Below are 20,313 nucleotides of genomic sequence, written 5' to 3'. Positions count from 1 at the left end.
GCCACGGCGGCGATGCTTTAAAAAAGCTCGCCGCCGTGCGCATTTACAGAAAGCGTCTAATCTAAATTCTCAACACTTTTCGGCTGCGGTCCAGCGGTCTCAGACAGGATGTTCTGGCCATGGTAATGATGGCGCGCTTCGCATTCCTCTCCCTGGTGGCATTGCTTGCTGCCTGCTCCAGCCGCGCGCCTGCGCCGGCCCCTGTGGTCAAGCCGCAGGTCTCCTACAGCCAACTGCCTGATGCTTCGCCGATTGCCGACGACGTGTTGATCCGCGCGATCGGGCTGGTGGGCACGCCTTACCGATGGGGTGGCAATACGCCTGACTCCGGGTTCGATTGCAGTGGCCTGATCAAGTATGTCTATCGGGATGCCGCTGGCATCAGCTTGCCGCGCTCGACGCGGGAGATGATCGTCATGCGTGCGCCGACCGTGGATGCGAAGGCGCTGCAGTCAGGTGACCTGGTGTTCTTTGCCACCAGCGGCGGGTCGCAGGTCAGCCATGCCGGCATCTACGTGGGGGAGGGGCGTTTCGTGCACGCACCGTCCACCGGTGGTACGGTGCGTCTGGACTACCTGTCCAACAGTTACTGGGCCAAGGCTTACCTGCAGGCCAAGCGGGTGATTCCCCAGGGGCATCTGGCGCAAAACCCCTGATCGCCTGAAGGCGGCCCGGCAAGGCCGCCTTGACTCACCGTTACCGCGCAGCGCTCACCCGCCAGATCATATTGCCCACGTCATCCGCCACCAGCACCCCACCGCGCTGATCGTTGATCACGCCCACCGGCCGGCCCATGGCCTTGCCATTGCCATCCAGAAACCCGGTGAGCAGGTCGACGGGCTTGCCGACAGGCTTGCCGGCACTGTCGAACGGCACGAAAATCACCTTGTAGCCACTGTGTGGCTTGCGATTCCATGACCCGTGCTGGCCCACGAATGCGCCTTGCTCGAAAGGCGCTGGCAGCACACCTGGCTCGGCGAACGTCAGCCCCAGTGAAGCCGTGTGCGGGCCGACGGCATAGTCCGGCACCAGTGCCTGGGCGACCTTTTGCGGCGCCTGTGGCTGGACCCGCTGGTCTACGTGCTGGCCGTAGTAGCTGTAGGGCCAACCATAGAAGCCGCCGTCCTTGACCGAGGTAATGTAGTCCGGCACCAGGTCGCTACCGATTTCGTCACGCTCGTTGACTGCCGTCCACAGTGCGCCGCTGTGTGGCTCCCAGGCCAGGCCATTGGGGTTGCGCAGGCCGCTGGCGTACAAACGCTGCTGGCCGCTGGCCGGGTCCACCTCCCAGATCGCCGCCCGCCCTTGTTCCTTGTCCAGGCCGTTTTCCCCCACATTGCTGTTGGAGCCAACCGTCACGTAGAGTTTCTTGCCATCTGGGCTGGCGATCACGTTCTTGGTCCAGTGATGGTTGAACGGCCCGCCCGGTAGCTCGACCACCTGCTGGCCCTTGTCGCGTATCTGCATGGCCCCGGGCTCGTAGTGAAAACGCAGCAGCTTGTCGGTGTCGGCCACATAGAAGTCCTTGCCCACCAACGCCATCCCGAATGGGGAATTCAGGCCTTCCAGGAAGGTACTGCGAATTTCTGCGACGCCATCATGATCGGCATCGCGCAGCAGGGTGATGCGGTTGGCGCTGGGTACAGCGGCGCCGGCACGTTTCATCGCCTTGCCCATGGCCCAGCCACGCAGGCCTTTGCCGTCCTCGGGTTTTGGCGGCGCGTTGGTTTCGGCTACCAGCACGTCACCGTTGGGCAGTACATAGAGCCAGCGAGGGTGGTCGAGTTTGTCGGCGAAGGCCGCTACCTGCGTGCCCGTTGCAGCCTTGGGCTTGCCGCCGTCCGGCCAGCCGATGGCAGGGGCGATGTTGATGGTCGGAATCAGCGTTGCATGGGGTTCTGGCAACTGCGGCGAGGGGCCACTGCCTTCGCTGACGTTCAACAGTGCTGTGTCGCCGCAGCCCACCAGGCAGGCACTGATCGCCCAGGGTAAGACGTAGCCGATGTGGCGCATGTTCAATGCCCTCAGGAGATGATCTTTCATTATTCAGAGCACGGCGCAACATGACTGGTTCAGCCCGGGGCGAACAACACCCGGCTGCGCAAGGCCATGCTCAGTGGTTATCTTCGTTCCTGCGCCCCGTTCGATTGACGCTCCCGCCCCAACCCTCTAACCTTCGCGGCGTGTTTCAGGTGCCCTGCCAGCCTCGTCTGAGCAGGGTGAAACTGGGAAGCCGGTGGGCGCCAGCAAAGGCGCGATTCCGGCGCTGCCCCCGCAACGGTAGGTGAGTCAAAGGTCGCGCACAGCCACTGGATGCCAGCATCCGGGAAGGCGCGCAGGCCCGGGCCAAGGCCCGCTCGCAAGCCCGGAGACCGGCCTGATACAGCCAACGGCATCACGGAGGGTGATGCGCGGTGCACCGTGGCCTACGGCCACTGCTCCTGCGCGCTCTGTGTCTGCCTGCCTATCGACCTGTCGCCGCCTTTCGCGTGGCGTCAGCCTGCGGAGACCCCTGATGAGCGAACCCACCGAACGCGACGAACGCCACTTGGCGCGCATGCAGCGCAAAAAGGCGATCATCGACGAGCGTATCGCCAATTCCCCCAACGAATGCGGCCTGCTGCTGGTGCTGACGGGCAATGGCAAGGGCAAGAGCAGCTCAGCTTTCGGCATGCTCGCCCGTGCCCTGGGCCATGGCATGCAGTGCGGCGTGGTGCAGTTCATCAAAGGCCGCAACAGCACTGGCGAAGAGCTGTTCTTCCGGCGTTTTCCCGAGCAGGTGCGTTATCACGTGATGGGCGAAGGCTTTACCTGGGAGACCCAGGACCGCCAGCGTGACATCGCCGCCGCTGAGGCCGCTTGGGCGGTGTCGCGCCAGCTGCTGCAGGACCAGACCGTGCAGTTCGTGGTGCTCGATGAACTCAATATCGCCCTCAAGCATGGTTACCTCGACCTCGACCAGGTGCTGTCCGACATCCAGGCCCGCCCGCCGATGCAGCACGTGATCGTCACCGGTCGCGCGGCCAAGCCTGAAATGATCGAGCTGGCCGACACCGTCACCGAGATGGGCATGCTCAAGCACGCCTTCCAGGCGGGTATCCGTGCGCAGAAAGGCGTCGAACTGTGACTCAGATGCGACACTGCCCGGCGGTATTGATTGCAGCGCCGGCTTCCGGCCAGGGCAAGACCACCGTCACCGCCGCCTTGGCCCGCCTGCACCGCAACCTTGGGCGCAAGGTTCGGGTGTTCAAATGCGGGCCCGACTTTCTCGACCCGATGATCCTCGAACGTGCCAGCGGCGCGCCGGTCTACCAGCTCGACCTGTGGATGATCGGCGCCCAGGAAAGCCGCCGCCTGCTGTGGGACGCAGCCGGGGAGGCCGACCTGATCCTGATCGAAGGGGTCATGGGGCTGTTCGACGGTACGCCGTCGAGCGCGGACCTGGCGCGCCACTTCGGCGTGCCGGTGCTGGCGGTAATCGACGGCACGGCCATGGCCCAGACCTTTGGCGCCCTGGCCCTGGGGCTGGCGCGTTACCAGACCGACCTGCCGTTTGCCGGTGTGCTGGCCAACCGGGTCGGCAGCCTGCGCCATGCGCAGCTGCTCGAAGGCAGCCTGACCGAGGGGTTGCGCTGGTATGGCGGCCTGTCGCGTGAACGCGGTATCGAACTGCCCAGCCGTCACCTGGGGTTGGTCCAGGCCAGCGAACTGAACGACCTGGATGCCCGCCTGGATGCTGCGGCCGAGGCGCTGGGTGCCAGTTGCGATGCTGCTTTACCCCCGCCGGTGGCGTTTGCCGAGCCCGAGCCACAGCCGGCCGCCGTGTCATTGGCCGGTGTGCGCATTGGCGTGGCCCGGGACGAGGCGTTTGCGTTCACCTATGGTGCCAACCTCGACCTGCTGCGCAACCTGGGCGCGCAACTGGTGTTTTTCTCGCCACTGCATGACCGTGAACTGCCAACCGTGGACAGCCTTTACCTGCCGGGCGGCTACCCCGAACTGCACCACCACGCGTTGGCGGCCAATACCGCCATGTGCGCGGCGATCCGTGACCATCACGGGCAGGGCAAGCCCTTGTTGGCCGAATGCGGCGGCATGCTCTACCTGCTCGACGCACTGACCGATGTGGCGGGGGAGCGTGCCGAACTGCTCGGTTTGCTGGCGGGCGAGGCGACCATGCAGAAACGCCTTGCAGCCCTGGCCTTGCAGGCCGTGGAGCTGCCGGAAGGTACCCTGCGTGGGCATACCTACCACCACTCCCTGACCAGCACCGAGCTGACACCGATCGCCCGTGGCCTGAGCCCCAACGGCGGGCGTGGCAACGAGGCGGTGTATCGCCTGGGACGTCTGACGGCATCCTACGTGCACTTCTACTTCCCCTCCAACCCTGACGCGGCGGCGGCGCTGCTGCGACCATGAGCCAACACGCTTTCAGCGACGCCGAGCGCGCCGCCGTGTACCGGGCCATCGGCGAGCGCCGCGACATGCGTCATTTTGCCGGTGGCGAGGTGGCCCCGGCGCTGCTTGGTCGCCTGTTGGCCGCGGCGCATCAGGCCCCCAGCGTCGGGCTGATGCAGCCCTGGCGGTTCATCCGTATCACCCAGCGTGGCCTGCGCGAGCGCATCCAGGCGCTGGTCGAGGAGGAGCGGGTACGCACCGCCGATGCCCTGGGTGAACGGTCCGATGCGTTCATGGCCCTCAAGGTCGAAGGCATCAACGATTGTGCTGAGCTGCTGGTGGCCGCCTTGATGGACCAGCGCGAGCCGCACATCTTCGGCCGTCGCACCTTGCCGGAAATGGACCTCGCCTCGCTGGCCTGCGCCATCCAGAACCTGTGGCTTGCGGCGCGAGCCGAAGGCCTGGGGATGGGCTGGGTGTCGTTGTTCGACCCGCTGGCCCTGGCCGAGCTGCTGGGCATGCCTGCCGGCGCCAAGCCGGTGGCCGTGCTGTGCCTGGGGCCTGTGACCGAATTCTATCCGGCGCCAATGCTGGTGCAGGAAAACTGGGCCGAACAACGCCCCTTGAGTGACATGCTGTATCACAACCAATGGGGAGAGCGGCCATGAGCGTTGCCTTGCTGACCGTGGCCGGGGTGGCCCTGGATGCCTTGCTGGGCGAGCCGCAACGGCGTCATCCACTGGTGGCGTTCGGCAACATGGCCGCCAACCTGGAGCGCCGCCTGAACGCTGGCGGGCGCGGTTGGCGCAGCCACGGGGTGAGCGCCTGGTTCATTGCCGTGGTGCCGCTGACCCTGGTCGCATTGATCCTGTCCTGGCTGCCGTACATCGGCTGGCTGGTGGACGTGCTGGCGCTGTATTGCGCCCTGGGGCTGCGCAGCCTTGGCGAGCATGTGTTGCCGGTGGCCAACGCGTTGCGCCAAGGCGACCTGGAAGAGGCACGGCGGCGGGTCGGCTACCTGGTCAGCCGCGAAACCCGCGAGCTGGACGAGCCCGCCGTGGCCCGGGCAGCCACCGAGTCGGTGCTGGAGAACGGCAGCGATGCCGTTTTTGCCGCGCTGTTCTGGTTTGTGCTGGCTGGCGCGCCCGGTGTGGTGTTGTACCGGCTGAGCAATACCCTGGATGCCATGTGGGGCTATCGCAACGAGCGTTTCGAGCGGTTTGGCTGGTGCGCGGCGCGTATCGACGATGTGCTCAACTATATTCCCGCAAGGCTGGTGGCGCTGACCTACGCGCTGCTCGGCAAGACTCGCCTGGCCCTGGCCTGCTGGCGCAACCAGGGGCCACTGTGGGACAGCCCCAACGCAGGCCCGGTGATGGCAGCCGGTGCCGGCGCGCTGGCGGTCGAACTTGGCGGCCCGGCGGTGTACCACGGTGAGCTGCACGAGCGGCCGCGCCTGGGCGAAGGGCCGATGGCCGATGCCGACGCCATCGAGCGCGGCTGGAGCCTGGTGCAGCGGGGTGTGTGGCTGTGGGTACTGGTGATTTGCCTGGGGGCTTACTGGAATGCTTGAACACGGTGGTCGTCTGCTGCGTGCGGTGCATCAATACGGCATCGCGCGTGAACATTGGCTCGACCTGTCCAGCGGCATCGCCCCTTGGTCTTACCCGATCCCGCCGATTCCCCTCGACGCCTGGGCGCGCCTGCCGGAAACCGAAGACGGCCTGGAAGAGGCCGCGCGGCAGTATTACGGCACTCGCCAGCTACTGCCGGTAGCCGGCTCGCAGGCCGCGATCCAGGCGTTGCCGTTGTTGCGCCCGGCTGGCCGGGTTGGCGTGCTGACCCCTTGCTACGCCGAGCATCCGCACGCCTGGCAGCGGGCAGGGCATCAGTTGCTGGAGCTGGATGAAGCCGAGGTCGAGGGCGCGCTCGACAGCCTCGATGTGCTGGTGCTGGTCAACCCCAACAACCCGACCGGCCGCCAGGTCAGCCGCGAGCGCCTGCTCGACTGGCATGGCCGCCTGGCAGCCCGCGGAGGCTGGCTTGTGGTCGACGAAGCGTTCATGGACAACACCCCCGCTCATAGCGTGGTCGACTGCGCCGAGCGGCCAGGCCTGATCGTGCTGCGTTCGTTTGGCAAGTTCTTTGGCCTGGCCGGTGTCCGGCTGGGCTTCGTGGCGGCTCAAGCAAGCCTGCTGCAGCGCCTGGCAGAGCTGCTTGGCCCTTGGACTGTCAGTGGCCCGACGCGGGTGCTGGCTCAGGCCTGTTTTGCCGACCACACCGCCCACCTGTTGCAGATCGACCGCTGCGCTGCCAGCAGCCAGCGGCTCGCGGCCTTGTTGCGCAGCACCGGCCTGGCCCCGAGCGGTGGCTGCGACCTGTTCCAGTACGTGCGCAGCGAACGTGCCGCGCACCTGCATGACTTTCTCGCCCGGCACGGCATCCTGGTTCGCCTGTTCGCGCTGCCGGCCGCCGTGCGCCTGGGCTTGCCTGCCTGCGCTGCGGACGAACAACGCCTGGCCCAGGCCCTGGCCGACTATCAAAAGGAAACGGCATGACCACGCTCATGGTGCAAGGCACCACCTCCGATGCCGGCAAGAGCACGCTGGTGACCGCGTTGTGCCGCTGGCTGCTGCGCCAGGGCGTCGGCGTGGTGCCGTTCAAGCCGCAGAACATGGCGCTCAACAGCGCGGTGACCGCCGACGGTGGCGAAATTGGCCGGGCCCAGGCCGTGCAGGCCCAGGCTTGCCGGCTGGCGCCGCACACTGACATGAACCCGGTGCTGCTCAAGCCCAACAGCGACACCGGCGCCCAGGTGATCATCCACGGGCGCGCGGTCACCAGCATGAATGCAGTGGCCTATCACGACTACAAGGCCACCGCTATGCAGGCCGTGCTGGCCTCGCACCAGCGCCTGAGCGCTGCGTACCCGGTGGTCATGGTCGAAGGTGCAGGCTCGCCTGCGGAGATCAACCTGCGTGCCGGCGACATCGCCAACATGGGCTTTGCCGAAGTGGTGGACTGCCCAGTGATTCTGGTGGCCGATATCAATCGGGGCGGGGTCTTCGCGCACCTTGTCGGCACTCTAGAATTGCTGTCGCCGAGTGAGCAGGCACGGGTCAAGGGCTTTGTCATCAACCGCTTTCGCGGTGATATCGCCCTGCTTCAGCCGGGCCTGGACTGGCTGGAAGCGCGCACCGGCAAGCCGGTGCTGGGCGTGTTGCCGTATGTCACCGACCTGCACTTGGAGGCCGAGGACGGCATAGATGTACGCCAGGCAGCCAAGCATGAGCGTGTATTGAAGGTGATCGTGCCGGTGTTGCCGCGCATCAGCAACCACACCGACTTCGACCCGCTGCGCCTGCACCCACAGGTCGACCTGCAATTCATCGGGCCAGGCCAACCGATACCGCCTGCGGACCTGATCATCCTGCCCGGCTCGAAAAGCGTGCGTGGCGACCTGGCGCAACTGCGCGAGCGCGGCTGGGATACCGCCATTGCCCGCCACTTGCGCTACGGCGGCAAGCTGATTGGTATCTGCGGCGGTTTGCAGATGCTCGGGACGCAGGTGCACGACCCGCTGGGGCTGGAAGGGCCGGCGGGCTCCAGCCCAGGGCTGGGGCTGCTCGAATACGCCACGGTGCTGGAGGCCGACAAGCAACTGCGCAACGTCACCGGTACCTTGAACCTGGAACAGGCGCCGGTGTCCGGCTACGAAATCCATGCCGGCGTTACCCAAGGCGCGGCCTTGGAACAGCCTGCCGTGCAGCTTGATGAGGGGCGCTGCGACGGTGCCATCAGTGCCGACGGGCAGGTCCTCGCCACGTACCTGCATGGCCTGTTCGAAGGCAGCGAGTCGTGCGCCGCGCTGTTGCGCTGGGCCGGGCTGGCGGACGCACAGACCATCGACTACCAGGCCCTGCGCGAACGTGATATCGAGCGCCTGGCGGACCTGGTGGAAAAGCACCTGGACACCGCGCACCTGCGCACACTGTGTGGAGTCGCCTGAAATGCGCAACCTGATCCTTGGTGGCGCGCGCTCCGGCAAGAGCCGCCTGGCCGAACAGTTGGCCAGCGACAGCGGCCTGCCGGTGACCTACATCGCCACCAGCGAGCCGCTGGACGGCGAAATGAACGAACGCGTGCGCCTGCATCGCCAGCGCCGGCCTGCCGACTGGGGGCTGATTGAAGAGCCCCTGGCGCTGGCTGCCGTGCTGCGCCGCGAAGCAGCCGCAGGGCGTTGCCTGCTGGTGGATTGCCTGACCCTGTGGCTGACCAACCTGCTGATGCTCGACGACGACCAGCGCCTGGCCGAGGAGCGTGATGCGCTGCTCGACTGCCTTGAGCAGTTGCCGGGTACCCTCATTCTGGTCAGCAACGAAACCGGCCTGGGTGTGGTGCCCATGGGCGAACTGACCCGGCGCTATGTCGACCAGGCCGGCTGGTTGCACCAGGCCGTTGCCGAGCGCTGTCAGCGCGTGGTACTGACCGTGGCTGGCCTGCCCCTTATGCTCAAAGGACCTGCACTATGACTCAAGCCTGGTGGCGTGACGCCTGCCAACCCCTCGACAACGCCGCCATGGACCAGGCCCGCGCCCGTCAGCAGCAGCTGACCAAGCCTGCCGGTTCGCTCGGCCAGCTGGAAGGCTTGGCTGTGCACCTGGCGGGCCTGCAAGGCCGTGAGCGGCCCGCACTGGACCAGCTGGCCATCACCATTTTCGCCGGTGACCACGGCGTGGTCGAGGAAGGCATTTCAGCCTACCCGCAAGCGGTGACCGGGCAGATGCTGCGCAACTTCGTCGGCGGTGGCGCGGCGATCAGCGTGCTGGCCCGCCAGCTGCACGCCAGCCTGGACGTGGTCGACCTCGGTACCATCGACCCTACGCTGGAGCTGCCCGGCGTGAGGCATTTGCGCCTGGGCGCCGGCACCGCCAACTTCGCCCGCCAGCCCGCGATGACCGAGCGCCAGTTGCATGCCGCGCTTGAGGCGGGCCGTGACAGCGCCCTGCGGGCGGCCGAACAGGGTGCGCAGTTGTTCATCGGCGGCGAAATGGGCATCGGCAACACCACCGCCGCCGCCGCCCTGGCCAGCAACCTGCTGGGTTGCCCGGCCAGTGAGCTGAGCGGCCCAGGCACTGGCTTGGACACCGCCGGTGTGCGGCACAAGGCCGAAGTCATCGAGCGTGCGCTGATCCTGCATGGTCTGCGCGCTGACGACCCGCTGCAGGCGCTGGCATGCGTTGGCGGTTTCGAGATCGCCGCCTTGGCCGGCGCCTACATCGCCTGCGCGCAAGAGGGTATCGCGGTGCTGGTGGACGGCTTCATCTGCAGTGTCGCCGCATTGGTGGCGGTGCGCCTCAACCCGCAGTGCCGGGCATGGCTGCTGTTTGCCCACCAAGGCGCGGAGCCAGGGCACAAGGCCCTGCTCGAAGCACTGCAGGCCGAACCGCTGCTGGCGCTGGGCCTGCGCCTGGGTGAGGGCAGCGGTGCCGCCCTGGCGGTGCCTTTGTTGCGCCTGGCCTGCGCACTGCACGGGCAGATGGCGACGTTTGCCGAGGCCGCCGTGGCGGACCGCCCGGCATGATCCTCGACCTGCTGCGCCACGGCGAAACGGAGCAAGGTGGCCTGCGTGGCAGCCTTGACGATGCCCTGACCGAAAAGGGCTGGGCGCAGATGCGTGACGCCGTCGCCGAGGCTGGCCCATGGCAAGTGCTGGTCAGCTCGCCCTTGCAGCGTTGTGCACGGTTTGCCGACGAGTTGGGGGCACGGCTACACCTGCCGGTACAGCGCGAGGCGGGTCTGCAGGAGCTGCATTTCGGTGATTGGGAAGGGCGCAGCGCGGCGCAGATCATGGAAGACCAGGCCGACGCCCTGGGGCGTTTCTGGTCCGACCCTTACGCGTGTACGCCGCCCAACGGTGAGCCGGTCGAGGCGTTTGCCGAGCGCGTTCTGGCTGGCGTCGAGCGCCTGGGCCAGCAGCATGCCGGCAAGCGTGTGCTGCTGGTCACCCACGGCGGCGTGATGCGCCTTTTGCTGGCCCGGGCGCGTGGCATGCCCAGGGAGCACTTGCTGCAGGTGGAAGTTGCCCACGGCGCATTGGTCCGCCTGGTGCTGCGTGACGACGGCCAATGGGCCGAGGCGCACTGACATGCTGGCGTTCTGGATTGCCTTGCAGTTCCTCAGCAGCCTGCCGGTGCGCTTGCCCGGTATGCCCGAGCCACGCCAGGTGGGCCGCTCGCTGTTGTGCTACCCCCTGGTAGGGTTGCTGTTCGGCCTGCTGCTGTGGCTGGCCAGCGATCTTCTGCACGGCGCGCCCACGGCCCTGCAGGCAGCGCTGCTGCTGACGCTCTGGGTGTTGCTCAGTGGCGCACTGCACCTGGACGGCTTGGCCGACAGCGCCGATGCTTGGCTCGGTGGTTTCGGTGACCGTGAACGCACGCTGCAGATCATGAAGGACCCCCGCAGCGGACCGATTGCCGTGGTGACCCTGGTGCTGGTGCTGCTGTTGAAATTCTGCGCCTTGTGGGCATTGGTCGAGCATGGGGTGGGGGTGGACCTGATCCTGGCGCCGGTGGTTGGCCGGGCGGCGATGCTTGGCTTGTTCCTCTGCACGCCTTACGTAAGGCCCGGGGGGTTGGGGCAGGCGCTGGCCGAGCATTTGCGACGTGCTGCTGCCGGGTGGGTCTTGTTGGGTAGCGCCGTCTTGTGCCTTGCCGTTGGTGGTTGGCCCGTGATCTGGGTACTGGTGGCGGTGCTGGGCGTGTTCGCCTGGCTGCGGCACGTCATGTGCCGGCGTCTGGGTGGCACGACCGGCGATACCGCCGGGGCGATGCTGGAGTTGCTGGAGCTGACCGTGGTGGTGGGGCTGGCACTCGCTCTCTGAGCGACTGCAGCAGGGCGAAGAAACTTCCAGCAACGTAACCGCAGCCACGCCCATCATGGACTTGGGCTTATCATCGGCCTCCCATTCACGCGGCCAGGGAGGCCCCTTATGCGCCACTGGATCTTTGCCAGCCTGTTTGCTTTTCTCGCCTTGCCCGTCACCGCTGCTGATCTGATCAGCTTCTGGAATACGCCCCGCCACGGCGGCAACAGTTTCAATCGGCTGGCTCCCGACCAAGCCTACTTCAATGCCTTGCGTGCCTATGGCGCTACCTGGGTTCGGCTGTCTTATGACAAGTGGCAGCCGGCGCAGCGCGACTTCCTGCTGGGTAGCGCTGATGACTATCAAGGCCTGGCCGCAACCGATCTGGTGCAGCTGCGGGCTGTGCTCGACCGTGCTCATCGGGCCGGGCTCAAGGTCGTCATTGCCCCCCTTTCCCTGCCTGGCATGCGTTGGTCGCAGAACAACCAGGGCCAGTTCGACGACCGCCTCTGGCAAGACAAACGCTACTGGTCGCAGGCCGCTGCGTTCTGGCGGGACCTGGCGCGTGAATTGAAGGACCATCCCGCCATCGCGGCCTACAACCTGATCAATGAACCTGCGCCTGAAAAACAGGGCGGTCTGGCCGAACATGCTGCCCCTGAGCAGATGAAGCGCTGGTATGCACAAGCGCAGGGTAGCGCCCGCGACTTGCCAGCGCTGTATGAGCAATTGGTGGCGGCCATCCGTGAGCAGGACCCAGACACACCGATCATGGTCGATGCAGGCTGGTATGCCGCCGCCGATGCTTTTGGTTACTGGCCCGCGCCGCTGACAGACAGCCGGGTGCTGTACAGCGTACACATGTACGAACCCTATTCCGCCACCAGTGCGCCGAACATGACGCGCAAGCAACCCTTTGCCTACCCCGGCCCTGTACCGTTCGCCGGGCTGACGCAGCAGTGGGATGGCCAGCGTGTGCAGCAATACCTGCAACAACCGCTGGCCTGGAGCGAAGCGATGCACGTGCCACGCTCACGCCTGGTGGTGGGGGAGTTCGGTTGCATGCGCCGGTTGCCAGGCTGCCAGCGCTACCTGGAAGACGTGCTCACGGTGCTGGATAGCAACAAGTTGCATTGGGCGTTCTACAGCTTCCGTGAAGACAGTTGGGATGGCATGGACTACGAGCTGGGCAGTGCCAAGGTGCCGTGGCGCTACTGGCAAGCCATTGATCAGGGCGCGCGGGACCCTCTGGCACGCAAGGCTACGGCGGAATTCGAGCCGATCAGCAAACGCCTGAAGCCTGAATGACCTTTCGCTGATAGTTGAAATTTCTTGCAACACTCATGACGCGGGTATATACACGTATCCATGTTGACCAGTGAATGCATCTGCACCCATTTACGTCGAGCCGCCCGTGGGGTGAGCCGGCATTATGACGAGGCCCTTGCCGGCTTCGGCGTCAATGTCGCCCAGTTTTCCCTGTTGCGCCACTTGCAGCGCCTCGACCGCCCCAGCATTACCAGCTTGGCCGAGGCCATGGGCCTTGAGCGCAGCACCTTGGGGCGCAACCTGCGCGTGCTGGAAGCCGATGGCCTGGTGGCCTTGGCAGGCGGCGACGACCAGCGCAACCGTGTGGTGCTGCTGACCGAGCCAGGCAAGGCGCTGTTGCAGGCGGCTTACCCGGCCTGGGAGCAGGCTCAGGAGCTGCTGGTCCAGCGCCTGGGTGTTGGGCAGCGCGATGAGTTGGTACGTTTGCTGGAACAGCTGGCCTGAAGTGATACGACTATAAACGGGTATATACCCGTAAACCTTGCGATGTGCTGGAGATAACGACAATGACTTCGGTGTGGCGAACCAGCGGGTGGGTACTGATGGGGGCAGCGCTGATTCTGGCGCTGTCCTTGGGTGTGCGACACGGTTTTGGCCTGTTTCTGGGGCCGATGAGCGCCGACTTTGGCTGGGGGCGTGGGGTGTTCGCCTTCGCCATCGCCTTGCAGAACCTGGTGTGGGGGTTGGCGCAGCCGTTCGCCGGTGCCTTGGCCGACCGCCTGGGTGCGGCGCGGGTGGTGATCATCGGCGGCATCCTGTACGCCGTCGGGTTGATCCTGATGGGCATGGCCGATTCGCCCTGGTCGTTGTCGTTGAGTGCCGGGCTGCTGATCGGCATCGGCCTTTCCGGCACCTCATTCTCGGTCATCCTGGGTGTGGTCGGGCGCGCCGTGCCTGCCGAGAAACGCAGCATGGCGATGGGGATTGCCAGTGCTGCCGGTTCATTCGGCCAGTTCGCCATGTTGCCAGGCACGCTTGGCCTGATTGAGTGGCTGGGCTGGTCCACTGCGCTGCTGGTGTTGGGCCTGCTGGTGGCATTGATCGTGCCGCTGGTCGGCATGTTGCGCGACCGCCCGTTGCCTAGCCATGGCGCTGAGCAGACCCTGGGCCAGGCCTTGCGTGAGGCCTGCTCGCATTCGGGGTTCTGGTTGCTGGCGCTGGGTTTCTTCGTTTGCGGCTTCCAGGTGGTGTTCATCGGGGTGCACCTGCCGGCCTACCTGGTCGATCAGCACCTGGCAGCCACCACGGGCACAACGGTGCTGGCACTGGTTGGCTTGTTCAACATCGTCGGCACCTTCACCGCCGGCTGGCTGGGTGGGCGCATGTCCAAGCCGCGCTTGCTCACTGGGTTGTATCTGCTGCGCGCGGTGGTGATCGTGTTGTTCCTCTGGGCGCCCGTGACCCAGGTCAGTGCCTACCTGTTCGGCATCGCCATGGGCTTGCTCTGGTTGTCTACCGTACCGCTGACCAATGGCACGGTGGCGACGTTGTTCGGCGTGCGCAACCTGTCGATGCTGGGCGGTATCGTGTTCCTGTTCCACCAGTTGGGCGCCTTCCTGGGTGGCTGGCTGGGCGGGGTGGTGTATGACCGCACGGGCAACTACGACCTGGTCTGGCAGATTTCGGTACTGCTCAGCCTGCTGGCTGCGGCGCTCAGCTGGCCAGTACGTGAGCGCCCGGTCGCCCGCCTGCAGGCCCAGGCCGCATGAACCGCTACCTGGCCCAGGGGCTGCTGGCCGCTGCCGCTGTCGCTCTGCTGGCGCTGGTAGGGTGGGGCTGGCACAAGGGTGGGTTGGCGTTGATGCAACTGGGCATGAGCGTTTGTTAAGCGCTACCCTGCAAGTTCATGGATTGTCTTGCCGGAGAAACGAACGATGCGTGCACATTGGTTGATGGTGCCTGTGCTGGGCCTGCTTGCCGCCACGTCGAGCTGGGCTGCGGATTGCCCCGCCTTGTTGCAGGGCAGCCTGCCGGAGTTGCGTGGCAAGGGGCAGGTCGACCTGTGTCAGCGCTTTGCCGGCAAGCCGCTGGTGGTGGTCAATACGGCCAGCTATTGCGGGTTCGCGCCGCAGTTCGAGGGGTTGGAGGCAACGTACAAGGCGTACCACGAGCAGGGGCTGGAGATGCTCGGTGTACCCTCCAATGACTTCAAGCAGGAAGACCCCGATAGCGAAAAAATTGCCAACGTCTGCTACGCCAATTATGGCGTGACCTTCACCATGACCAAGGCCCAGGCGGTACGCGGCAAGGATGCGATACCGCTGTTCAGCGAGCTGGCAAACCAGAGCAGTGCGCCGAAGTGGAACTTCTACAAGTATGTGGTGGACCGCAAGGGCAAGGTGATCGGCAATTTTTCCAGCCTGACCAAGCCGGATGACCCCGCCTTCAGGGCTGCGATCGAGAAGGCCATCGCATCGCAGCCGTAGTGCTTTTCCTTCGATTCAATGAGGGTGAACAGTGATCGCCACCAGCCGCACCACCAGCGGCCTGACCATCAACACGCAGACAAACGCCACCGGCATGGCCAGTTGGTAAGCCTTCAGCACATTGCCCAGGTACTGCGGATTCACCCCAGCATTGGCGGCCGTGATCACAAAGCACATCAACAGCGCCATGATCGATGACATGTAGAACGCGAAAACGTAGGGTGTGGCGCTGGGGCGCAGTTTGCGCCGGCTGCGTGTCGGGGACAGGTCGTTCATGCGAACTCCAGAACAGTAAGTGAGGGCGCAGGTTAGCAATCACCTCTGCAGGGCTTGTAGACCACCGTGGTTGAGTTCTTTATAAAGAGATTCTTACGAATCCAAAGGGCGCAACATGGACCTGCTTAATGCCATTCGCAGCTTCATCAAGGTGGTCGAAGCCGGTAGCATCGCTGCAGGTGCACGCAACCTGGGGCTAAGCCCGGCGGCAGTGAGCCAGAACCTGGCACGGCTTGAAGCGCATCTGCAGGTACGCTTGCTCAGCCGTACCACGCGCAGCATGGCGCTGACGCCGGCGGGTACGCTCTATTACGAGCGGGTCAGGCAGGTAGAGCGTGATCTGGCCCAGGCCGAGCTGGCCGTCACCACGCCCGACAGTGAGCCCCAGGGCCGGCTGTGCATTGCGTCGACCTCGGCCTTCGGTCGCCATGTGCTGGCGCCGTTGATCCCGGCATTCAGCGCCCGTTATCCGCAGCTTTCGATAGAGTTGGTAACGACTGATCGGCGGGTCAACCATGCGCGCGAAGATGTGGATGTCAGCCTGCGCATCGCCCCGCAATTGGAAGACCAACTGCTGGCCAGGCACATCGCGCGTATCCCCTTCATTTGCTGCGCCTCGCCCGGTTACTTGGCCAGCGCCGGGGTACCTGCCACGCCCGAAGCCCTGCGCGAGCACCGCTGCCTGGTGTTCCGTTACCCGGTGGATGGCCGCTTCCTGCGGTGGGGCTTCATGCGCGACGGCATGCGTTTCGAGGCGGAGTTTGGCACCGTGCTGATCAGCGACGATATCGATGCCCTGACCCAGATGGCGCTTCACGACGGCGGGATCACCCGGCTGGCAGCCTTCATCGTTCAGCCTTACCTGGCCACGGGCGAACTGGTGCCTTTGTTCGAATACAGCGACAGCGGCCAGGCCTATGCCCAGACCGAGCCGATGGATATCTACCTGTGCCTGGCTGATCGTTTCGCCATGACCGCCAAGGTACGTGCCTTCACGGACTACCTGCGCGAATGCCTGGGTGACAGCTGGCAGGTCCAGGCATGAAAAAACCGCCACAAGGGCGGTTTCTCCATGCGCGGGATGACTCAGAAGCGGTAGGTAAGGGAGGCACCGACGCCGTGAGCGCTGTTCTCGTACTTGGCCTGGTAGCTGCCTTTGGTCGCGCTGACCTGGTTGACCTTGGTGTCTTCCTCCCACAGGTAGGAGTAGGCCACGTCGATGGTCATGTCTTCGTTCGGGCTCCAACCCGCACCCAGGCTGAACACCTTGCGATCGCCAGTCGGGATGCGCGGTGAACGGTCGTGGTTGTTGGTTGGCGACTGGTCGACGGTGAAGCCGGTACGCAGCACCCACTCCTTGTTGACCTTGTAGGACGCGCCGATGGCGTGTGCCCAGGTGTCGTGCCAGTTCTGCTCTTCGGTGATGGTCTGGAACGCGGAACCGGCCAGCGGCGCTGGCACATCGTTTTGCACGGTGATGTCTTTCAGGCGGCTCCAGCGGGTCCAGGTGCTGCCTGCGTACAGGGTCCACTGGTCGTCGAGTTCGTGGGTGACCGAAAGGTCGACGGACTCTGGCGTCTTGATCTTCAGGGTGGCGTCGAACTTGTTACCGTTGAACGGCCCGATCAGCGGGGTGCTGACGCGGGTCTTGCCTTCGAGCTTGTAGTCGACCATCGAGTGGTAGGTCAGGCCGATGCGGGTGCTGTCGGTGGCCTGGACCAGGATACCGATGTTGTAACCCACGGCGGTGTCGTCGCCCTTGATCTTCACTTCACCATCGTTGCGGCCAGGGGTGAACGGGTTGATCAGGCTCGAACCCAGTTCACCCTTGATGCGGTTGATGGTTGGGCCGAAACCGATCGAGACCTTGTCGTTGAAGGCGTAGCTGATGGTTGGCTGGAAGGTCACGACCTCGACGTGGCTCTTTTTGCCCCAGTAGCGGGCGGCATCGTCGCTGCCGTAGTCGGTCACCAGGCCGAAGGGCACGTACACGCCGAAACCGACGCTCCAGTGATCATCGATCGGCTTGACGTAGTACCCCATCGGTACGCCGACCAGCGGCACCATGTCACCGTCGGTTTCCCCCCCGAGGTTACTGCCACGGCCCGAGATATCGGACTTGGCGATGACGGCGGCGCCGCCCACGGTGATCTGTTCGCGTTTGAGGCGGGACATGCCGGCCGGGTTGCCAAACACGGTGCTGGCATCATCGGCAGAAGAAGAACGTCCCGCGAAACCTGTCCCCATGCTGCTGATGCTCTGTTCGTTCAGGGCAAAGCCGCTGGCGAGCAGTTGGCTGGAAGCAAGCGCAACGGCTACGCCGAGGGAGGTTTTGAGCATTACTTTTTTCATTATTAGAAACTCCTTGGGATCTCCGGGGCGAAAAGCTACCAACAAATCGCGCGCCGCGCTATAGCCTCAATCACAGGAGATAGAGCGGTTTTGTAGGACAATCCGACCAAAATTCCATTTTTTCCAGTAATGCTGTAGGGCGTTTCCTAAGATGCCTGAGGCAATCTCTGATCTATGCAGGTGTGCCAGGCTTGAGTGAAGTCGCGCAGGCGACCCTGGGGGTGGAAAACCTGCCGCCAGATACGCGCCAGGCCCAGCAGGTCGTCAGCCGCCGGCAGCGCCGTGGCTTGGGCTTCGACAAGCATCCAGGCAATGGCGGTGGAGTAGCGCAGGTTTACCGTGAGTTCCAGGTGGGGGCCGCCGAGAAAGGCGTGTTGGCTGGCCAGGCCACGGACCAGGCTGGCGAGTTCCGGATCGCGGGCGAGATACTCGTCCCAGAGCGCCTGGTGGCGGGTTTCGCCGATGCGGTAGAGGCCATGGCCACGTCGGTCGTGCAAGGCTGAGCCGAGTGCCGACTGGCTGGCGGCAATGCCCAGCAACAACGCTTCGGCGCTAGGGCAGTGACGGTTCAGGTAGACCAAGGTTGGCCGGATCACATACAGACACAATTCATTCGCAGCGATACCCATAATGCCCTCGAGCAAGTAAGGGCCGGACGGGCGCTGGAGCTTGGCAGCTGGTGAATGATCAGGCCCGCCGGAAGCGGTTAGCACCGCTCGAGTTGAAGTGTAGTGTGATAATCGTGGTGTAAAGAGCTGTTTTTAAATCGATTGCTGCCTGACGTCCTTGGCTATATGCCGTGCGGCAATTACGCCAAGAACGATCGGGCAGGGTGTCGAAACAGCGATTCAGCGCTTGAATACCGAGGTATTCGCCGCTCACGCAGTGAGCGACTGACGCGTCCGGGCGATTACCGCCTGCAGGGGTTCCTTGCGGCTGTACTGATCGGCGTACAGGCGTTCGGTGTGGCAGGCGACGCCGTGTTCGTCCACCAGGGTAAAGCTGAAGCTGCCCTTGCGAGGGGCAACGATAAGGCACTTCAACGGCGAGAAGGCCTGGGAGAGGGTGCCAATGGCAGCCTGAATGTGCGGATGAGTTTGCATATTATTGGAGGTTCCTGCTTTAAACACGGAGGATATGATCCGTGCATGATAGAAACGTTCCAGTGACGCCTTTATTAAGGGACGAACGAACCTGACTGGAACAAAGCAGCCAGAGGGAGCGCAATCAAATAGTGGGCGCTTGGGCTGACTGGTAGGTACTTCAGAGGGCAGGCAGCACACCGGGGCCAAGGTTCTAGGCCATCGGGGTGGGATCCTGATCAATCTGCTAGGTGATTCGAGCTTGGGCAGCGTATGGCTGGCGAAGGAATCATCGAGTGGGCCGGTCCTGGTTTCAGCAGGCTTCGCTGTTGGGGGAGCGATTCTGCAAGGACGCTTAAGGCCAATTGACTTTCAGCTTGGTACTAACGAGGCACACCTTACCGAGAATAGAACGGTTTGGCAAATGTTTCTGCAAGGGTGCAGGCTAGCCGAGCAGTATGGCGCTTCTTTCGCAGGCTGGGAAGAGGGGCAAATGGCTGGCATTGCCGTGGATGTACTCATTTTGTGCACTCGAATGAGGGCTTGTGGTGCACTTGTGCACATTTGGCGCGCAAGCTGTAACACGGCGGCAACAGGCGCCGAGAGCCTCGCCAATGACTTGACTGGGGGGCTAAGTCAATGAAAAAAAACACTAATTTTTGCTGGTGAAAAAATCGTCAGTTTGACTGGAGCCCCCAATTCACGGGGGTTTTGGGGCCACCGAAGGGGGTTGTCCACCGAGTTATCCACAGGAACTGTGGATTGTCCCGAGCGCTTGCTCTAGGACGGGCGTGCCAGCAAACCAGGGAACTGTCTGACAATCTTCGGGCGCCCGTAGACCGGTTGGTCATCCACTTGAAAACGTCAAGAAAAGATCATCGAAATTATTTTTCAATCCTCCATAAATCGACAGGCCACGCCAGGAAAAATGGAGTAGAGTGGCGCGCCTTTCGAGTTACCTTTCCTGTTGCTCATGAAGTTTCGCAGTAAACACCTCGCCAACCCGGCTGATGCGTCGTCAGTGCCCCCACCCAAACGCTTTTCCCTGAAAGTGGCCCTGTGGCTGCTCGACAGCCCGCGCCTGGGTGACAAGCCTCAGGTCAAGCACCTGGCTGGTCGCCTGCTGAAACAGCCGGCCCGCCAAGGCGTGGTGGTGGCCCAGAGCCGGTTGGGGCAGATGCTGTGCCGTGATTGTGGCAACGCCCGGGACCGGCGCATCGGCCACGAACTGCTGCGCCAGGCTGCCCGTGCCGGTGATCGGCGGGCGCAGCTGGAGTATGCAAGGTTATGCCAGGCCAACGCGCCTGAGCAGGCCCGCTACTGGCTGGAACTGGCGGCCGCGCAGGGCTCGCAGGAAGCGCGGCGGCTGCTGGGGCAGTGGTTTTCAGGCTGAGCGCTGCTTGGCTACTAGCGGCCCTTATGCGGGCGCAGGCAACCTGCCTCCCAGGCTGATAAGCTGCGCAGCATTCATCAAGGTTCGATCGGGGTAACCATGACAGTGGATCTGGCCAGCATTCTGCTGGGCTTGGTGGTGGGTGCAGTGCCCTGCCTGGGTTGGCTCATGCAGGTGCAGCGTCGCCAGGGG

The 20,313-nt window shown here is 64.3% G+C and carries 23 protein-coding genes and 1 riboswitch; of the genes, 18 read left to right on the top strand and 5 right to left on the bottom strand.

Annotated elements, in window-relative coordinates:
• Window positions 1-119: 119 nt before the first annotated feature.
• Complete coding sequence (locus PC358_RS14830) at window positions 120-656, top strand: NlpC/P60 family protein (RefSeq protein WP_033700806.1); 537 nt, start codon at window positions 120-122, stop codon at window positions 654-656.
• A 40-nt stretch (window positions 657-696) separates the two neighbouring features.
• On the opposite strand, the gene PC358_RS14825 is transcribed toward PC358_RS14830, so the two are convergent.
• Entirely contained in the window at window positions 697-2,013 is a 1,317-nt protein-coding gene (locus tag PC358_RS14825; RefSeq protein ID WP_033700805.1) for a PQQ-dependent sugar dehydrogenase, read from the bottom strand.
• 160 nt (window positions 2,014-2,173) lie between these two features.
• A riboswitch (cobalamin riboswitch) is annotated at window positions 2,174-2,395 on the top strand.
• Window positions 2,396-2,515: 120 nt separating this feature from the next.
• Between PC358_RS14825 and cobO the strand changes: the two genes are divergently transcribed.
• The 15 genes from cobO (at window position 2,516) to PC358_RS14755 (ending at window position 15,018) form a co-directional block, all read left to right on the top strand.
• On the top strand, window positions 2,516-3,127 hold the full coding sequence (gene cobO, locus PC358_RS14820) for a cob(I)yrinic acid a,c-diamide adenosyltransferase (protein ID WP_033700803.1): 612 nt from the start codon (window positions 2,516-2,518) through the stop codon (window positions 3,125-3,127).
• A complete protein-coding gene (locus PC358_RS14815; RefSeq protein ID WP_033700802.1) occupies window positions 3,124-4,419 on the top strand; it encodes a cobyrinic acid a,c-diamide synthase CobB in 1,296 nt (431 codons plus the stop codon). Before cobO ends, PC358_RS14815 begins: the two co-directional genes overlap by 4 nt.
• Window positions 4,416-5,066, top strand: a complete 651-nt coding sequence (gene bluB, locus PC358_RS14810) for a 5,6-dimethylbenzimidazole synthase (RefSeq protein WP_033700801.1) — start codon at window positions 4,416-4,418, stop codon at window positions 5,064-5,066. The genes PC358_RS14815 and bluB overlap by 4 nt, the downstream gene beginning before the upstream one ends.
• On the top strand, window positions 5,063-5,971 hold the full coding sequence (cbiB, locus tag PC358_RS14805; RefSeq protein ID WP_033700800.1) for an adenosylcobinamide-phosphate synthase CbiB: 909 nt from the start codon (window positions 5,063-5,065) through the stop codon (window positions 5,969-5,971). The genes bluB and cbiB overlap by 4 nt, the downstream gene beginning before the upstream one ends.
• On the top strand, window positions 5,964-6,956 hold the full coding sequence (gene cobD, locus PC358_RS14800; protein ID WP_033700799.1) for a threonine-phosphate decarboxylase CobD: 993 nt from the start codon (window positions 5,964-5,966) through the stop codon (window positions 6,954-6,956). The genes cbiB and cobD overlap by 8 nt, the downstream gene beginning before the upstream one ends.
• Entirely contained in the window at window positions 6,953-8,407 is a 1,455-nt protein-coding gene (locus PC358_RS14795; RefSeq protein WP_033700797.1) for a cobyric acid synthase, read from the top strand. The genes cobD and PC358_RS14795 overlap by 4 nt, the downstream gene beginning before the upstream one ends.
• Before the next feature lies 1 nt (window position 8,408).
• Window positions 8,409-8,930, top strand: a complete 522-nt coding sequence (gene cobU, locus PC358_RS14790; RefSeq protein ID WP_033700796.1) for a bifunctional adenosylcobinamide kinase/adenosylcobinamide-phosphate guanylyltransferase — start codon at window positions 8,409-8,411, stop codon at window positions 8,928-8,930.
• Window positions 8,927-9,982: a nicotinate-nucleotide--dimethylbenzimidazole phosphoribosyltransferase gene (cobT, locus tag PC358_RS14785; protein WP_033700795.1), complete on the top strand. Its 1,056-nt coding sequence runs from the start codon at window positions 8,927-8,929 to the stop codon at window positions 9,980-9,982. The genes cobU and cobT overlap by 4 nt, the downstream gene beginning before the upstream one ends.
• Window positions 9,979-10,545, top strand: coding sequence for a histidine phosphatase family protein (locus PC358_RS14780; RefSeq protein ID WP_033700794.1), 567 nt, complete (start codon window positions 9,979-9,981; stop codon window positions 10,543-10,545). The genes cobT and PC358_RS14780 overlap by 4 nt, the downstream gene beginning before the upstream one ends.
• Before the next feature lies 1 nt (window position 10,546).
• On the top strand, window positions 10,547-11,281 hold the full coding sequence (locus tag PC358_RS14775; protein ID WP_033700793.1) for an adenosylcobinamide-GDP ribazoletransferase: 735 nt from the start codon (window positions 10,547-10,549) through the stop codon (window positions 11,279-11,281).
• Window positions 11,282-11,389: 108 nt separating this feature from the next.
• Window positions 11,390-12,571, top strand: a complete 1,182-nt coding sequence (locus tag PC358_RS14770; RefSeq protein ID WP_050506129.1) for a glycoside hydrolase family 5 protein — start codon at window positions 11,390-11,392, stop codon at window positions 12,569-12,571.
• 60 nt (window positions 12,572-12,631) lie between these two features.
• On the top strand, window positions 12,632-13,036 hold the full coding sequence (locus tag PC358_RS14765; protein ID WP_033700792.1) for a MarR family winged helix-turn-helix transcriptional regulator: 405 nt from the start codon (window positions 12,632-12,634) through the stop codon (window positions 13,034-13,036).
• Window positions 13,037-13,098: 62 nt separating this feature from the next.
• Window positions 13,099-14,301, top strand: a complete 1,203-nt coding sequence (locus PC358_RS14760) for an MFS transporter (RefSeq protein WP_033700791.1) — start codon at window positions 13,099-13,101, stop codon at window positions 14,299-14,301.
• Window positions 14,298-14,420 (top strand): hypothetical protein, encoded by a 123-nt coding sequence (locus tag PC358_RS28285; protein WP_077068591.1) that lies wholly within the window; start codon window positions 14,298-14,300, stop codon window positions 14,418-14,420. The genes PC358_RS14760 and PC358_RS28285 overlap by 4 nt, the downstream gene beginning before the upstream one ends.
• A gap of 46 nt (window positions 14,421-14,466) precedes the next feature.
• Window positions 14,467-15,018, top strand: coding sequence for a glutathione peroxidase (locus PC358_RS14755; RefSeq protein WP_033700789.1), 552 nt, complete (start codon window positions 14,467-14,469; stop codon window positions 15,016-15,018).
• A gap of 15 nt (window positions 15,019-15,033) precedes the next feature.
• Here the strand turns inward: PC358_RS14755 and PC358_RS14750 are convergent, their stop codons facing one another.
• A complete protein-coding gene (locus tag PC358_RS14750) occupies window positions 15,034-15,294 on the bottom strand; it encodes a DUF2798 domain-containing protein (RefSeq protein WP_033700788.1) in 261 nt (86 codons plus the stop codon).
• 115 nt (window positions 15,295-15,409) lie between these two features.
• On the opposite strand from PC358_RS14750, the gene PC358_RS14745 reads away from it, so the two are divergent.
• The gene (locus PC358_RS14745; protein WP_033700787.1) at window positions 15,410-16,339 is read left to right on the top strand and encodes a LysR family transcriptional regulator; all 930 of its coding nucleotides are present in this window, start codon (window positions 15,410-15,412) and stop codon (window positions 16,337-16,339) included.
• Window positions 16,340-16,380: 41 nt separating this feature from the next.
• On the opposite strand, the gene PC358_RS14740 is transcribed toward PC358_RS14745, so the two are convergent.
• From PC358_RS14740 to PC358_RS14730, 3 genes are all read right to left on the bottom strand, one after another.
• The gene (locus PC358_RS14740; protein WP_033700786.1) at window positions 16,381-17,646 is read right to left on the bottom strand and encodes an OmpP1/FadL family transporter; all 1,266 of its coding nucleotides are present in this window, start codon (window positions 17,644-17,646) and stop codon (window positions 16,381-16,383) included.
• A gap of 146 nt (window positions 17,647-17,792) precedes the next feature.
• Window positions 17,793-18,275, bottom strand: coding sequence for a hypothetical protein (locus tag PC358_RS14735; protein ID WP_033700785.1), 483 nt, complete (start codon window positions 18,273-18,275; stop codon window positions 17,793-17,795).
• Between the two features lie 249 nt (window positions 18,276-18,524).
• A complete protein-coding gene (locus PC358_RS14730) occupies window positions 18,525-18,749 on the bottom strand; it encodes a hypothetical protein (protein ID WP_033700783.1) in 225 nt (74 codons plus the stop codon).
• 952 nt (window positions 18,750-19,701) lie between these two features.
• Here PC358_RS14730 and PC358_RS14725 point away from each other — a divergent pair.
• Entirely contained in the window at window positions 19,702-20,121 is a 420-nt protein-coding gene (locus PC358_RS14725; protein ID WP_033701508.1) for a tetratricopeptide repeat protein, read from the top strand.
• Window positions 20,122-20,313: the final 192 nt, after the last annotated feature.

This window comes from Pseudomonas capeferrum (assembly GCF_000731675.1).
Classification (GTDB): domain Bacteria; phylum Pseudomonadota; class Gammaproteobacteria; order Pseudomonadales; family Pseudomonadaceae; genus Aquipseudomonas; species Aquipseudomonas capeferrum.
Note: the sequence above shows the minus strand (reverse complement) of the source record. Positions and strands in the feature narration are given on the sequence as shown.